Below are 15,394 nucleotides of genomic sequence, written 5' to 3'. Positions count from 1 at the left end.
TAGTAAAATTAATAAGTATATAGATTTATGTCGTCTCATTACGAATCATCTTATAGAGAACCTTTAATACTTGGTAACAAGAGTTACCATGATATTACTGAAGATATTGCTAGACCTATTGAAGGGAAAGCAAACAAAAATTGGTATATAGCATTCTATATTTCTTTAGCAGCAATGTTATGGGGATTTGGATGTATCTTTTACACCGTAGGAACAGGAATCGGTGTTTGGGGATTAAATAAAAACATCGGTTGGGCTTGGGATATTACCAACTTCGTATGGTGGGTAGGTATTGGTCACGCAGGAACACTTATTTCTGCAGTACTTTTATTATTCCGTCAAAAATGGAGAATGGCAATTAACCGTTCTGCAGAAGCGATGACAATTTTTGCAGTATTTCAAGCAGGATTATTCCCAATTATTCACATGGGGCGTCCATGGAACGGATACTGGGTATTACCAATTCCTAACCAATTCGGATCCCTATGGGTAAACTTTAACTCTCCATTATTATGGGATGTATTCGCAATTTCTACGTATTTATCGGTATCATTAGTGTTCTGGTGGACTGGTTTGTTACCTGATTTTGCAACGATTCGTGATAGAGCTGTAAAACCTTTTCAAAAGAAAATTTATGCTTTATTATCTTTTGGATGGTCAGGTAGAGCAAAAGATTGGCAACGTTTTGAAGAAGTATCATTAGTATTAGCAGGTTTAGCAACACCATTAGTACTTTCTGTACATACAATTGTATCGATGGACTTTGCTACTTCTATCAACCCAGGATGGCACTCAACAATCTTCCCTCCTTATTTCGTAGCAGGAGCGATTTTCTCAGGATTCGCAATGGTACAAACCTTATTAGGTATTATGCGTAAGGTTACGAATATGGAAGCATATATTACACGTTTACACGTAGAGTATATGAACATCGTAATTATCTTAACAGGAGGTATTGTAGCAGTAGCTTATGCAACAGAATTCTTTATTGCGTGGTATACAGGGTCTCCTTATGAAAATTATACATACTTATCATTTGGAGCAGAAGCAGGAGCTTATGGATGGGCATTCTGGTCATTATTAATCTGTAATATTTTCACTCCACAATTATTATGGTTCAAAAAAATCAGAAGAAGTTTTATCTGGTCTTTTATCATCTCTATTGTAATTAATATAGGTATGTGGTTTGAGCGTTTTGATATCATTGCAATTGTATTAAGTAAAGGACAATTACCATCTACATGGTGGCGTTTTGAGCCAACGTTTGTAGACGTAGGTATCTTTGTAGGAACTATAGGATTCTTCTTTGTATTATTCTTATTATATGCAAGAACATTTCCAGTAATTCCTACGGCGGAGATTAAGACTATTTTGAAATCATCAGGTGAGAATTTTAAAAAATCAAGAGAAGAGAACAATGAGCACTAATAAAGTAATTCACGCATTATATAATGATGATGATATCTTAATGGATGCCGTTAAGAAAGTTAAAGCAGAGAATCATCACATTGAAGAAGTATTTTGTCCATTTCCAGTCCACGGATTAGACAAAGCAATGGGCTTAGCACCAACACGTTTGGCTATTACTGCTTTTTTATATGGTATTACAGGTTTATCAGTAGCAGTTTGGTTAACATGGTATACTATGATTGCTGATTGGCCTCAAGATATTGGTGGAAAACCAAACTTTTCTTGGGCAGCGAACATGCCAGCTTTCGTACCAATATTATTCGAATTAACAGTGTTTTTTGCAGCACACTTAATGGTAATTACTTTTTACTTGAGAAGTAAGATTTGGCCATTCAAAGAAGCTGAAAATCCTGATCCAAGAACTACAGATGATCACTTTTTAATGGAGATTCCTGTTAAAGGAAGTGAAGAAGAATTAGTGTCATTGTTAGAAACAACGGGAGCTGTAGAAATTAACGTAGTAGAAACGCACTAATAAAGAGATATGAAGAGTTTAAAAATAATTATCGCTTTAGCTGTAGTAGTAACAAGCTTGAGTTCTTGTAACGATAAACGCAAACCACAATTACAGTTTATGCCAGATATGTATGTATCTGTACCTTATGATGTAAATGGAGCTGAAGGGTTAAATAAAGAAATGGTAAATAAATTACCAGTAGCAGGTACTGTAAGTAGAAACGGAGTTGTAGCTTATGATATTCCAGATACTAATGAAGGATATGAAAAAGCAAAAGCTGAATTAAAAAACCCATTACCTACAACTGAGGCTAACTTAGAAAAAGGTAAAGAGTTATACGGTATATACTGTGCGTCTTGTCATGGTACAAAAGGAGATGGAAACGGAGTATTATCTCAAAGAGATAAATTCAATGGTATTCCAAATTACGCAGATAGAGAATTAACTCCAGGTAACATTTATCATGTAATTATGTATGGTAAAAACTTAATGGGGTCTCATGCGTCACAGTTAAGATACGATGAGCGTTGGCAAGTTGTACAATACGTAGAAAAATTAAGAAGCGAATTAAAATAAGTCTATAATAGATAGTTAAGATATGTACCAGTTTTCAGGAAAATTAAAAATGCTTGCTATTGCTCTTATGATTTTAGGAGCTTTAGGTACTGCCTACAATTTTATGTCAGCACCTAAAACATTAGAAGAAGCAAAAGAAATTTTAGCAAAACAAGATGCACACCATGGAAGTCATGATGCGAAAGCAGATCATGCAGAAGAGGGGCATAAAGAGGAAGCTAAAGTTGAAAAGCATGTTGAAGTTGAAAAGCATGAAGAAGAGGTAACAACAGAAGAGCATGTTGCAGATAGTACTTCGACACATACTGAAGAAGCAGCACACAATGGTGAGCAAGAGCACTCAGATGAAGTTACAGAAAATACACAAGCACAAGACAGTTCAGCTGTACACGTAGCCGAAGATACTCATGAAGAAGCTGCAGCTGATGAAGCAAATGAAACAACAACTGAAGCACATACTGAAGTAGCAGAAGCTCATGGTGAAGATCACGGAGATGCTCATGCAGAACATGCTTTACACCAAATGCAAAACAGACCTTGGTCTGCTTTGTATGTTGCTTTATTATTCTCTTTAGGAATAACATTATTGGTGTTAGCTTTCTATGGTTCACAAATTGCAGCACAAGCAGGATGGTCTGTAGTATTACATAGAGTAATGGAAGCTATCACTTCAAACTTACACTATGTTAGTATACTAATGTTAGTATTCTTAATTGCAACGGCAATGCATATGAATCATTTATTTACGTGGATGGGAGAAGGAGTAACTGACCCAGCAAGTCCAAACTACGATGCTCTTGTAGACGGTAAAAAATGGTATTTAAATACACCAGGTTGGTTAATTAGAAGTATTGTATACTTAGCAGGGTGGAATGTGTATCGTTTCCTTATCAGAAAGTGGTCTTTAGCACAAGATAATGGAGATTTAAAACAACACAAGAAAAACTATAATGCAACAGTTATCTTTTTAGTATTCTTTATGATTACTGAAAGTATGGCATCTTGGGATTGGATTATGACAATAGATCCACACTGGTTCTCAACATTATTTGGATGGTATGTATTAGCTACTTTCTTAGTATCTGCTTTAACAGTAATAGCAATGGTAACTATTTACTTACGTTCAAAAGGAGTATTACCATTAGTAAATGATAGTCATATTCATGATTTAGCTAAGTTTATGTTTGGTTTCTCTGTATTCTGGACATACTTATGGTTTGCTCAATTTATGTTAATATGGTATGCAGATATGCCAGAAGAAACTACATATTTCTTATTACGCTTTAATGAATATAAAGTACCATTTTTAGCAATGGTAGTTATGAACTTTGTTTTTCCAATACTATTATTAATTAATAGTGACTTTAAGAGTATGCCTTGGTTTGTTATACTAGGAGGTGTTGTAATTTTAGCAGGTCACTATATCGATTTGTTTGTAATGGTTATGCCTGGAACAGTTGGAGGTCAATGGGGATTCGGAATAGGTGAAATTAGTGGATTGTTATTCTTTATAGGATTATTCATTTTCGCTACTTTTAGTGCATTTGCTAAAGCAAATCCAGTACCAAAAGGTAACCCATATTTACACGAGAGTGAAACATATCATTACTATAATATCGAACACAGAGGAGAAGATAGTAATCATCATTAATAAAAAGAATTAATAAACAAATAGTTTAGATAATATGCTCGCTTTATTTTATATTTTCATAGCAGTTGCAATTGGAGTAAGTTTTTGGCAAATTACTCGTATAATGAATTTCCGTTCTGTAATTGCTACAGATAAAGACAACGAAAAACAAGGTAAATACGCTTTAGGTTTCTTAGCATTCCTTTATGCAATGATGATTTACTGCTTAATTGCCATGAACGTAATCATGTTACCAGAAGCTGCTTCTTTCGAAGGAGAGCATGATGATAACCTTTTCAACATTACTTTTTGGTTAATTGGAATAGTTCAGTTTGGAATGCAGTTTTTAATCTTCTTCTTTACATATAAGTATAGAGGAAACAAAAACAACAAGGCATTATTTTATGCAGATAGTCACAAGTTAGAATTAATTTGGACAACCATTCCAGCAGTAACAATTGTATTATTAATTGGATATGGTTTATGGGCATGGAACAACATTATGTATGTTGGAGATGATGAAAACCCTATCGTAATTGAAGTATACTCTCAACAATTCCGTTGGGATGCACGTTATGCAGGTGAAGATAACCAATTAGGTTTAGGTAATGTAAACTTTATCAAAGGTATTAACACAATGGGTGTTGATATGTCTGATCCAAGTGCACAGGATGATAAACAAGTAACAGAATTATACTTACCAAAAGGTAAAAAAGTATTATTCAAGTTCCGTTCACAAGATGTATTACACTCTGCTTATATGCCTCACTTTAGAGCGCAGATGAACTGTGTTCCGGGTATGGTTACTCAATTCGCATTTACACCAAAGTATACTACTACAGAAATGCGTCAGAATTCTGAAGTAATTGCAAAAACAGAAGGAATTAACAAAATTAGAAGAGCTAATGGAGAAGACCCATATGAATTTGATTACCTATTATTATGTAATAAAATATGTGGAGCATCTCACTACAATATGCAAATGAAAATCACAGTTGTTGAAGAAGAAGAATACAACAAGTGGTTGTCAGAACAAAAAACATTAGCACAAGTTATTAAATAAGATATTTTTTTAAAGTATATATAGATTATGTCAGATCATCATCACAAAGAAACATTTGTAACTAAATACATATTTAGTCAAGATCATAAAATGATCTCGAAACAGTTCCTTGTTACAGGTATATTCATGGGTATCATAGGAGGTTTCATGTCTATGTTATTTCGTTTACAAATTGCATGGCCAGATACATCGTTTTCAATTGTTGAAGCATTCTTAGGAAACCATCAAACAGATGGAATTATGAACCCAGATATGTACTTGGCGTTAGTTACAATTCATGGTACAATCATGGTATTCTTTGTATTAACGGCAGGTTTAAGTGGTACATTCTCTAACCTATTAATTCCATTACAAATTGGAGCTCGTGATATGGCTTCTGGATTCTTAAACATGGTGTCTTACTGGTTATTCTTCTTATCTTCAGTAATAATGATTATTTCATTATTCGTAGAAGCAGGACCAGCATCAGCAGGATGGACAATTTATCCTCCATTATCTGCTTTACCACAAGCAATTCCAGGTTCTGGTACAGGAATGACATTATGGTTAGTGTCTATGGCAATTTTTATTGCTTCTTCATTAATCGGGTCGTTAAACTATATCGTAACAGTTTTAAACTTACGTACAAAAGGATTGAAGATGACAAGATTGCCATTAACAATGTGGGCATTCTTTATTACAGCAATTATTGGTGTAATTTCATTCCCTGTATTATTATCAGCAGCATTATTATTAATCTTTGATAGAAGCTTTGGTACTTCTTTCTACTTATCAGATATCTTTATCTCTGGTGAAGTATTACATTATCAAGGAGGGTCGCCAGTATTATTCGAACACTTATTTTGGTTCTTAGGTCACCCAGAGGTATATATTATTTTATTACCAGCATTAGGTATTAGTTCAGAAGTAATTTCAACAAACGCACGTAAACCAATTTTTGGTTACCGCGCAATGGTTGGTTCTATTATGGCAATTGCATTCTTATCTACGATTGTATGGGGTCACCACATGTTCGTATCTGGAATGAACCCATTCTTAGGATCTGTATTTACTTTTACAACTGTATTAATTGCAATTCCATCTGCGGTAAAAGCGTTTAACTACGTAACTACGTTATGGAAAGGTAACTTACAGTTAAATCCAGCAATGTTATTCTCTATCGGATTAGTTTCTACATTCGTAACAGGAGGTTTAACAGGATTAGTATTAGGAGATTCTGCTTTAGATATTAACGTTCATGATACATATTTCGTAGTGGCACACTTCCACTTAGTAATGGGTGTATCTGCTTTATTAGGAATGTTTGCTGGTGTTTACCACTGGTTCCCTAAAATGTATGGTAAAATGATGAACAAAACATTAGGATACTGGCACTTTTGGTTAACAATTATCAGTGCTTACGGAGTATTTTTTCCAATGCACTTTATCGGGTTAGCTGGTTTACCACGTCGTTATTATACAAATACAAACTTTCCAATGTTTGATGATTTAGCAGACATTAACGTGTTCATGACTATCATGGCAATTCTTGGAGGTTTCGCACAGTTAATTTTTATTGCCAACTTTTTTATCTCTATGTACAGAGGTCAAAAGGCAACGCAAAACCCATGGAATGCGAATACACTTGAGTGGACTACTCCAGTTGAACACATTCACGGAAACTGGCCAGGAGCAATTCCTGAAGTTCACAGATGGGCTTATGATTACAGTAAAACAGATGAAAATGGTGAGTATGTACACGGAAAAGATTTCGTACCGCAAAATGTACCATTATTAGATGGTGAAGAACCGTCTTAAGATAAAAATATAAATATTAAAAAGCCTTCCAATTTGGAAGGCTTTTTGACTTTTAATAGTATTTGATTAATTATAGGGAATAACAAAAAGTTCCTTCTTTAGGACCACTAGAAAAAATACAATGATCTTTAGAGCTTGCACAATGGCAATAACTAGGGCAAATAATTCCTTCACATGATAAAGGACGAGGACCACCACCTTCAATTTTTATTTGTTCAGATTTTTTTAGTTTTTTTACCTCTTTTAAATTTAAAATAAGTTTTAACATAATCATTTTTTTATTTGTTATAGTAGCAATATAATACTTTTAAATGAGTAATTATTTGTTTTTTAGGTGGTTAAAGTTTATGTAAAAATAAAAACACAATTTAATATTGTCTGAAATATGAAATAGTAATCTTTAAATAAAAAGATAATAACTTACAAACTTCTTACATTTACATAATGATTGGATTAATGTTTAAGTAACAAATATTACAAAGTGAACATTTTATTTCAAGTATATTTGCAACAATATGAATGAAAACCTAAACCCTGAAAATACTCATTTTTCAAGTGAAGAGTTAGATGTAGAAAAGAAACTACGTCCTCTCTCATTTGAAGACTTCACTGGTCAAGAGCAGGCAATTGATAATTTAAAAATTTTCGTTGAGGCAGCTAATCAGCGAGATGAAGCGCTTGATCATACCTTGTTTCATGGACCTCCTGGTTTAGGAAAAACCACCTTAGCACATATTTTAGCGAGTGAATTAGGAGTGGGAATTAAAGTTACTTCAGGCCCTGTATTAGACAAGCCTGGAGATTTAGCTGGTTTACTAACCAATTTAGATGAACGAGATGTTCTGTTTATAGATGAAATACATCGATTAAGTCCTATTGTAGAAGAATACTTGTATTCAGCAATGGAAGATTATAAAATCGATATTATGATCGAATCAGGGCCCAATGCACGTACAGTTCAAATTAATTTAGAACCATTTACATTAATTGGAGCTACTACGCGTTCAGGATTGCTTACAGCTCCTATGCGAGCACGTTTTGGTATTAGCAGTCGTTTACATTACTATTCAACAGAATTACTAACAACCATCGTACAACGAAGTGCATTTATTTTAAAAATGCCTATTTCTATGGAAGCAGCGATCGAAATTGCTGGTAGAAGTAGAGGAACACCTCGTATAGCTAATGCATTACTACGTAGAGTACGTGATTTTGCGCAGATTAAAGGTGATGGTACTATTACCATAGAAATAGCGAGATATGCCCTAAAAGCATTAAATGTAGACGCACATGGTTTAGATGAAATGGACAACAAAATTCTATCCACTATTATTGATAAGTTTAAAGGAGGTCCAGTTGGGATAACAACCTTAGCTACAGCAGTAGCCGAAAATGCTGAAACAATTGAAGAAGTATATGAACCTTTTTTAATCCAACAAGGGTTTATTATGCGTACGCCAAGAGGAAGAGAAGTAACTGATTTGGCATATAAACATTTGGGAAAAATTAAAGGAACTAGTCAAGGAGAGCTCTTTTAAATAAAATGGAACTACTAAAAAAACTCATACCGATACTAGAATGGTTACCCAACTATAAAAAATCGCAGTTAAGAGGTGATGTAGTTGCAGGTATTACCGTCGCTATTGTATTAATTCCACAAGGTATTGCCTACGCACTTATAGCAGGATTACCTCCTATTTATGGATTGTATGCAGCTTTAATGCCTCAATTGATGTATGCTATATTTGGAACATCACGTCAGGTAGCAATCGGACCAGTAGCTATGGATTCATTAATCGTAGCAACAGGAGTTTCTACCTTAGCGTTAACAGGTTCTGAAAGTTATATTGCTATAGCAATACTCCTCGCATTAGTGGTAGGAACCATTCAGTTTTTAATGGGGATTTTTCGATTAGGGTTTATAGTTAACTTTTTATCAAGACCTGTAATAACCGGATTTACATCTGCAGTAGCTTTAATTATTGGGTTAAATCAATTTAGAAACTTATTTGGAGTAGAGTTTGTACAGAGCGATCAAATCCATGTACTGCTAGAAGATATTCTTTTCAGGCTTAAATACTTTAAAACAAATACCACAATTATTGGTTTAATAGCATGTGCTATTATTATAATTTTTAGAAGGATTAATAAAAAAATACCAAATGCATTAATTGTTGTTATATTAGGAATAGTAACCATACGTTTTTTTGGAACACAACTTTCCGATGTAGCTATTGTAAAGGATATTCCCTCAGGGTTACCAAAATTTTCAATGCCAGTAATTGATGTAGCTCTAATACGTGAATTAATGCCAATAGCCGCAACACTAGTTATGGTAGGGTATTTAGAAACGATTTCAATCGGAAAAACGCTGGAAGCCAAACAAGATGAATATAGAGTAAGACCAAACCAAGAACTGGTTGCTTTGGGCTTAAGTAATATGGTAGGATCATTATTTCAATCGTATCCATCAGCGTCAAGTTTTTCTCGTTCTGCTATCAATGGTGAATCAGGAGGTACGACAGGAGTTTCTGCTATTGTTTCTGCAATCTTAGTAGTGTTTACATTACTTTTTTTAACCCCCGTTTTTTATCACTTACCAAAAACTATTTTATCAGCAATAATTATCGTCGCAGTCTTTAACTTGATAAATGTAAGAGAAGCTAGAAGATTGTGGAGAGCTAATAATTTAGATTTTTGGCTACTCTTAGCTACTTTTTTGGCTACCATTTTCTTCGGAATTGAATACGGAATTTTAATTGGAGTAGTGCTATCATTAATCGTTTTAATTTTTAGAACCTCAAGACCCTATGTAGCTGAGTTAGGAAAAGTACCAAATTCGGATTTTTATCGTAATAAAAATAGGTTTAAGGAAGTTATTTTAGACGATGAAATCTTAGTATTTCGTTTTGATGCGCAATTATTTTATGCAAACTCAAACTATTTCCGAGATAAATTGGACGAAATGGCAGAAGAAAAAGGGAAGGCATTAAAATTGATTGTATTAGATGCAGAGAGTATTAATAGAGTAGATAGTACGGGAATAGAGATGTTAAAAGAACGTATTATTTACTTTAATAAACACAATATTCAATTTTATTTTGCAGGAGTAAAGGGGCCTGTAAGAGATGCCTTTTTTAGAGGAGGTTTATTAGACGTTGTAAGTCTAGATCACTTTTTTATGCGTGCCAACGGTGCCGTAAATTTTTATAAAACAGGAGATAATCAAAATCAGAAAAAATACGCACAGTATATACATCAAGCGTATAAATAATTATAATATTATGAAAATAGAGCAAATTTATACAGGTTGTTTAGCACAAGGAGCCTATTATATAGAAAGTAACGGAGAAATAGCTATTATTGACCCATTACGTGAAGTAGCTCCTTATATAAATAAAGCTGAAAAAGATGGCGCTAAGATCAAATATATTTTTGAGACTCACTTTCATGCAGATTTTGTAAGTGGTCATGTTACCCTAGCAGAAAAAACAGGAGCAACAATTGTATATGGACCAACAGCAAAGACAAATTATGAAGCACATATTGCCACGGATGAAGAGGTGTTTACACTAGGAGATATTACCATAACAGTGCTACATACACCAGGGCATACTATGGAAAGCACTTCATATTTATTGAAAGATGCAAATGGTAAGAACCATGCAGTTTTTAGTGGAGACACTTTATTTTTAGGAGATGTGGGACGCCCAGATTTAGCACAGAAAGCAGCAAACTTAACACAAGAGGAGTTAGCAGGAATGTTATACGGTAGTTTACGTACAAAAATTATGATTCTTGAAGATGATGTAATTGTATATCCAGCACACGGAGCAGGATCAGCTTGTGGTAAGAACTTAAGCAAAGAAACGGTAGGTACTATTGGCGATCAAAAGAAAACCAATTATGCATTACGCGCAGATATGACCAAAGAGGAGTTCGTTAAAGAAGTAACTGACGGATTATTACCTCCACCAGAGTATTTTCCTTTAAATGTAAAAATGAATAAGGAAGGATATCAATCTATTGATGAAGTTATCAAAAGTGGAGCAAGAGCATTATCGGTGGCAGACTTTGAAAAAATAGCAAACGAAACAGATGCGTTAGTATTAGACGTACGCCATCAATCAGAGTTTATTAAAGGATTCATTCCGCAATCAATATTTATTGGTTTAGGAGGAACATTTGCTCCATGGGTAGGTGCATTGATTAAAGATGTTACCCAACCAATTTTACTAGTTACTTCAGAAGGAGAAGAAGAAACAACTATAACACGCTTATCTCGCGTTGGGTTTGATAACGTGTTAGGATATTTAGATGGAAGCTTTGATGCATGGAAAACAGCAGGAAAAGAAGTAGATATGTTACGTTCTGTTTCTGCAGATGCTTTAGCAGAAGCAATAACAAAAGAGGCTCCTGTTTTTGATGTTCGTAAACCAGGAGAATATGCAAATGAGCATATTGTAGATGCACCAAGTACACCGTTAGATTTCTTAAACGAACATGTAGAAGAGTTTCCAACAAAAGAAGATTTTTATGTACACTGTGCTGGTGGATACCGTTCAGTAATTGCAGCTTCTATTTTAAAAGCAAGAGGATTCCATAATGTAATTGATGTTGCTGGAGGATATAAGGCTATTAAAGAAACTGATATTCCAAGAACAACAACGGTATGCCCATCAACTTTAAAATAAGAATAATGAAAAGAGGTATATTTTTAGTAGGTTTATTTTTAACGATGGTAGTATCGTGTAAACCTCAAACCAAAGAGGCAAAAGATATCACGGTAGAAAACCTACAAGTAGTTTTAGAAAATGAAGATAACGTACAGTTATTAGACGTTAGAACTCCAAAAGAATGGTCAGAAGGAGTTATTAAAACTCCAATTAAAATAGATATTACTGGAGATGATTTTGAAGGAAAAGTTTTAGAAAAGTTAGATAAAACTCGACCTGTATATATTTACTGTAGATCTGGAGGTAGAAGTAAAAAAGCGACAGAACTTCTAGCTGAAAAAGGTTATGAAGCCTACAATGTTTTAGGAGGCTATTTAGAATGGACAGAGAAAAATAAAGAATAAAAGAAAATCCCGAGTAATACACTCGGGATTTTTTATTCATCTAATTACTCTTCAAATATTGTTTTGATTAATAATTCAGTTTCATTGCTATTATTAATTATTATGATTTTTTCAAACTTACCGTCAAAATCACTATCAATAAATTTTAATTCTTTTTTTGAATCATAAATTAAAACGAATTCTTCTGGCACTCCATCTTCATCATTATCGAGAGAATAACCAACTTTATCTCCAGCTGAATTATAACAATCAGTTTTTTCATAAACGCCATTTTCATTCCTGTCAAAACAAGTTTGATATACTTTTCCATAAGTAGTATAAACTCTAGCAATTTCATAATTGTAATCAAAGTTTACATCAAAAAACTGATTAGATATTTTATTGTTCTCTTTCCAGTAGCTAGTTAAGATTTCGTGATTATTTATCCATTTAAAAGTAAAATTTTTAGAATCCATTAAGAGAGAAATTTCTTTGTTTAATTTAAAAGAATAAATCCCAAGTCCTATACATGTTAATGAAAGTAATATTATTAAAATCTCTTTCAGTTTCATAGTAATTTGATTGTTTTTTAATTGAGTAGTCAAAGGTAAAAAGAAGCTTCATAAAAAAAACCGAGACAATTGTCTCGGTTTTTTTGTTTTTCTAGCATTTTCCCACTTAAAATTTTAACGTTGCACCTACTAAAAAGTTTCTAGTAGCTTGCGGATAGTACCCAGCACCATCACCTGTTGCAGTTCCTGTAACATTCCCTAAATTATCTTTAACATCATAATCATATGTGTAATAGTATCCTCTATCAACATATTCTTTGTTAAAAATGTTGTTTACTAACCCAGTAAGTACAATAGATTTAAAAATTTTGTTGGTTTTAATCTCGTACACAATATTTAAATCACTCGTAAAGAATCCTTTTAAAACATCTAAATCAGATACTCTACTATCTAGGTTACTCATAAATTGTTTTCCAACATATTTAGATAAGAATGCGATTTGTACATTGTTAATTGGTTGATATATCAAGGCATTTCCAAAAACGATGTCAGGAGAAAAAGTAATAGGAGTATCTCCTAAATTTTGTAATTCCCCATTAATTTCAGCATTGTAATCCTTATTAACATTTTTACTAAAAGCAATGTTAGGACGCATAGATACTTGTTCAGATAAAGTAATATCTGCATCAATCTCTAATCCTAAGCGATAACTACTACCACTAGAAGCACGTAAAGGTTCTCCAGTATTTGGGTCAATAGCACCGGTAAGAATTAACTGATTCTGATAATTCATATAGTATACGTTTGTATTTAATCGAACTGTTTTATTAGCCAAACGCCAACCTAATTCATAATCATCTAAGCTTTCATGTTGAGAATTGCCACCTTCAAAATCATTTCTATTAGGTTCTCTGTTCGCTTTAGCGTACGAAGCATATAAACTATGTTCGTCGTTTATGGTATAGGTAAGTCCAAACTTAGGATTAAAGAAGTTATAATCTTTATCAACATCAATAGGAGCTCTGTCTGATGTCAATCCTTTCGTTTGATAATTTACAAACCTTCCTTGTAAATCAAGAAACGCTTTAAATTGCTCTGAAAGACTAAACGTAGCTTTAGAGAAAACACTCAAGTCTGTTTTTTCAGAAGTACTATCGTAGTAATGGTCATTAATATTGGTATTTGGAGCTAAATCGCTTCCCCATATTACTTCTCCATAATGGTCGTTATTAAAGGTGCTATAAGAAGCTCCAGAAATAATTTCTAGTTTACCATTTTTGTAAGTAGCATTCGCATTAGCAACATAAAAATGGTTGTCTAACCATCTTCTAACAATCACATCACTACCATCTACAATTAAACCATCATAGTCTGCAGCATCACTTCCTCCTTTAAACTGCTCGTAATATCCTTTACCACGCGTATAGTTTAAACCTATGTTGGTAGACCAATTCTCAGATAATTTTTCATTCCAGTGTAATTGGTAGTGATCTTGCCAATAATTATCGGTTTCATTATCGTACGTATACGGGTTTTGACGACGATTTTCTTTTAGTTCTTCAGGAGTTAAACCATACCAAGCTTGGTAGGTTCTTTCTTTACCTCCAAAAACCAAAGCTTTAATTAACGTATTATCATCGGTATAGCTACCTTGTAAGAAATACGATTTTAAATCGGTGAAAGCACGGTCAACATATCCGTCAGAATAAATGTTAGACAAACGTCCTGCGAACTCAAACCCATTATTTAATTTTCCAGTAGTAAATTTTACGGTGTGCTTTCTTGTTCCGTACGAACCAAAAGCGTTTGAAATTTCTCCACCAGCTTCTTCCGAAACAGCATCAGTTAAGATGTTTAAACTAGCTCCAAAAGCTCCAGAACCGTTTGTAGAAGTACCTACACCACGCTGTAATTGTAAACTTTGTGTAGACGAAGCAAAATCTCCCATATTAACCCAAAAAGTTCCCTGACTCTCGGCATCGTTATACGGAATTCCGTTAATAGTAACGTTAACACGAGAAGCATCCGAACCACGTACACGAATATAAGTGTATCCAATACCAGCACCTGCATCAGATGAAGATGTTACTGACGGTAAATAGTTTAATAGCACAGGAATATCTTGCCCTAAATTACGTTTTTCAATTTCTTGTTTGCTAAGGTTAGAGTGTGTTACAGGTGCATCTGCTTTTACACGAACAGCAGAAACCAACACTTCGTCTAAAATAGCTTCATCAGAAGTTAACTGAAATGTAAATTGTTGATTCTTGTTAATAACAACCTCCTGTAAAAGTGGCTCAAAACCAACGTGAGAAACTTTAAAAACATAAGTTCCTTTTAATAGATTTAATGTAAAATCACCATTAAAATCGGTAGCAGTTCCTTTGTTAAGAGAGGCAACAGTAACAGTAGCACCTACCAAAGGTTTTTGGTTACCATCAATTACTTTTCCTGAGAAAGTAACCGTTTGTGCGTTTGCTGTTAAGGTTGCAAATAATACGAGTAAAAAAGCTATCAATTTTACTTGTGGTTGTTGTTTGAAAGACATCGGTCTCATTTTATAAAAAACAAAATCGAATAAAAAGAGGTAATTATTCTTTAGTTAAACATTGAATAATTGTGAGCGTAAAGCATAGCTTTACTTTTGCACTTGCTAAAAAGGTCTACCAGACCTTTTATTTACGCTCGCTTCCCTAAACAGCATTACCTGTTCCAGGTTCGTTGGGTATGATCTCAGCCTACTTTTAATTATAAGCTATTAATGTTGAATTTTAAGTTGACTAACAACTATTCACTAAACACTAATAACTCAAAAGGCACCCCTTTATGA

The 15,394-nt window shown here is 33.7% G+C and carries 13 protein-coding genes; 10 read left to right on the top strand and 3 right to left on the bottom strand.

The annotated features are described in order from the left end of the window. Nucleotides 1-27: 27 nt before the first annotated feature. The 6 genes from nrfD to ACQYZ7_RS01135 are packed head-to-tail and all read left to right on the top strand — an operon-like array spanning nucleotide 28 to nucleotide 6,993. A complete protein-coding gene (gene nrfD / locus ACQYZ7_RS01160) occupies nucleotides 28-1,428 on the top strand; it encodes an NrfD/PsrC family molybdoenzyme membrane anchor subunit (RefSeq protein ID WP_303505579.1) in 1,401 nt (466 codons plus the stop codon). Continuing rightward, on the top strand, nucleotides 1,418-1,945 hold the full coding sequence (locus ACQYZ7_RS01155) for a DUF3341 domain-containing protein (RefSeq protein WP_115899347.1): 528 nt from the start codon (nucleotides 1,418-1,420) through the stop codon (nucleotides 1,943-1,945). The genes nrfD and ACQYZ7_RS01155 overlap by 11 nt, the downstream gene beginning before the upstream one ends. A gap of 9 nt (nucleotides 1,946-1,954) precedes the next feature. Further along, nucleotides 1,955-2,503, top strand: coding sequence for a c-type cytochrome (locus ACQYZ7_RS01150; RefSeq protein WP_430727981.1), 549 nt, complete (start codon nucleotides 1,955-1,957; stop codon nucleotides 2,501-2,503). 22 nt (nucleotides 2,504-2,525) lie between these two features. Continuing rightward, the gene (locus ACQYZ7_RS01145) at nucleotides 2,526-4,154 is read left to right on the top strand and encodes a quinol:cytochrome C oxidoreductase (protein WP_430727980.1); all 1,629 of its coding nucleotides are present in this window, start codon (nucleotides 2,526-2,528) and stop codon (nucleotides 4,152-4,154) included. 34 nt (nucleotides 4,155-4,188) lie between these two features. Beyond that, nucleotides 4,189-5,196: a cytochrome c oxidase subunit II gene (locus ACQYZ7_RS01140; RefSeq protein WP_430727979.1), complete on the top strand. Its 1,008-nt coding sequence runs from the start codon at nucleotides 4,189-4,191 to the stop codon at nucleotides 5,194-5,196. A 27-nt stretch (nucleotides 5,197-5,223) separates the two neighbouring features. Beyond that, a complete protein-coding gene (locus tag ACQYZ7_RS01135; RefSeq protein ID WP_430727978.1) occupies nucleotides 5,224-6,993 on the top strand; it encodes a cytochrome c oxidase subunit I in 1,770 nt (589 codons plus the stop codon). Between the two features lie 70 nt (nucleotides 6,994-7,063). On the opposite strand, the gene ACQYZ7_RS01130 is transcribed toward ACQYZ7_RS01135, so the two are convergent. Continuing rightward, the gene (locus ACQYZ7_RS01130; RefSeq protein WP_430727977.1) at nucleotides 7,064-7,261 is read right to left on the bottom strand and encodes a hypothetical protein; all 198 of its coding nucleotides are present in this window, start codon (nucleotides 7,259-7,261) and stop codon (nucleotides 7,064-7,066) included. A 247-nt stretch (nucleotides 7,262-7,508) separates the two neighbouring features. Between ACQYZ7_RS01130 and ruvB the strand changes: the two genes are divergently transcribed. Genes ruvB through ACQYZ7_RS01110 form a run of 4 tightly spaced genes read left to right on the top strand, consistent with a single transcriptional unit; the run spans nucleotide 7,509 to nucleotide 12,073 of the window. Continuing rightward, nucleotides 7,509-8,531 (top strand): Holliday junction branch migration DNA helicase RuvB, encoded by a 1,023-nt coding sequence (gene ruvB, locus ACQYZ7_RS01125; RefSeq protein WP_115899343.1) that lies wholly within the window; start codon nucleotides 7,509-7,511, stop codon nucleotides 8,529-8,531. 5 nt (nucleotides 8,532-8,536) lie between these two features. Next, nucleotides 8,537-10,267, top strand: a complete 1,731-nt coding sequence (locus ACQYZ7_RS01120) for a SulP family inorganic anion transporter (protein ID WP_430727976.1) — start codon at nucleotides 8,537-8,539, stop codon at nucleotides 10,265-10,267. A gap of 10 nt (nucleotides 10,268-10,277) precedes the next feature. Beyond that, the gene (locus tag ACQYZ7_RS01115) at nucleotides 10,278-11,687 is read left to right on the top strand and encodes an MBL fold metallo-hydrolase (RefSeq protein WP_430727975.1); all 1,410 of its coding nucleotides are present in this window, start codon (nucleotides 10,278-10,280) and stop codon (nucleotides 11,685-11,687) included. 5 nt (nucleotides 11,688-11,692) lie between these two features. After that, the gene (locus ACQYZ7_RS01110) at nucleotides 11,693-12,073 is read left to right on the top strand and encodes a rhodanese-like domain-containing protein (protein ID WP_430727974.1); all 381 of its coding nucleotides are present in this window, start codon (nucleotides 11,693-11,695) and stop codon (nucleotides 12,071-12,073) included. 44 nt (nucleotides 12,074-12,117) lie between these two features. On the opposite strand, the gene ACQYZ7_RS01105 is transcribed toward ACQYZ7_RS01110, so the two are convergent. Both ACQYZ7_RS01105 and ACQYZ7_RS01100 read right to left on the bottom strand, forming a co-directional pair. Further along, complete coding sequence (locus ACQYZ7_RS01105) at nucleotides 12,118-12,624, bottom strand: hypothetical protein (RefSeq protein ID WP_430727973.1); 507 nt, start codon at nucleotides 12,622-12,624, stop codon at nucleotides 12,118-12,120. A gap of 106 nt (nucleotides 12,625-12,730) precedes the next feature. After that, nucleotides 12,731-15,112, bottom strand: coding sequence for a TonB-dependent receptor (locus ACQYZ7_RS01100; RefSeq protein WP_430727972.1), 2,382 nt, complete (start codon nucleotides 15,110-15,112; stop codon nucleotides 12,731-12,733). Between the last annotated feature and the right edge of the window lie 282 nt (nucleotides 15,113-15,394).

The organism is Tenacibaculum sp. SDUM215027, assembly GCF_050566205.1.
Lineage (GTDB): Bacteria > Bacteroidota > Bacteroidia > Flavobacteriales > Flavobacteriaceae > Polaribacter.
Note: the sequence above shows the minus strand (reverse complement) of the source record. Positions and strands in the feature narration are given on the sequence as shown.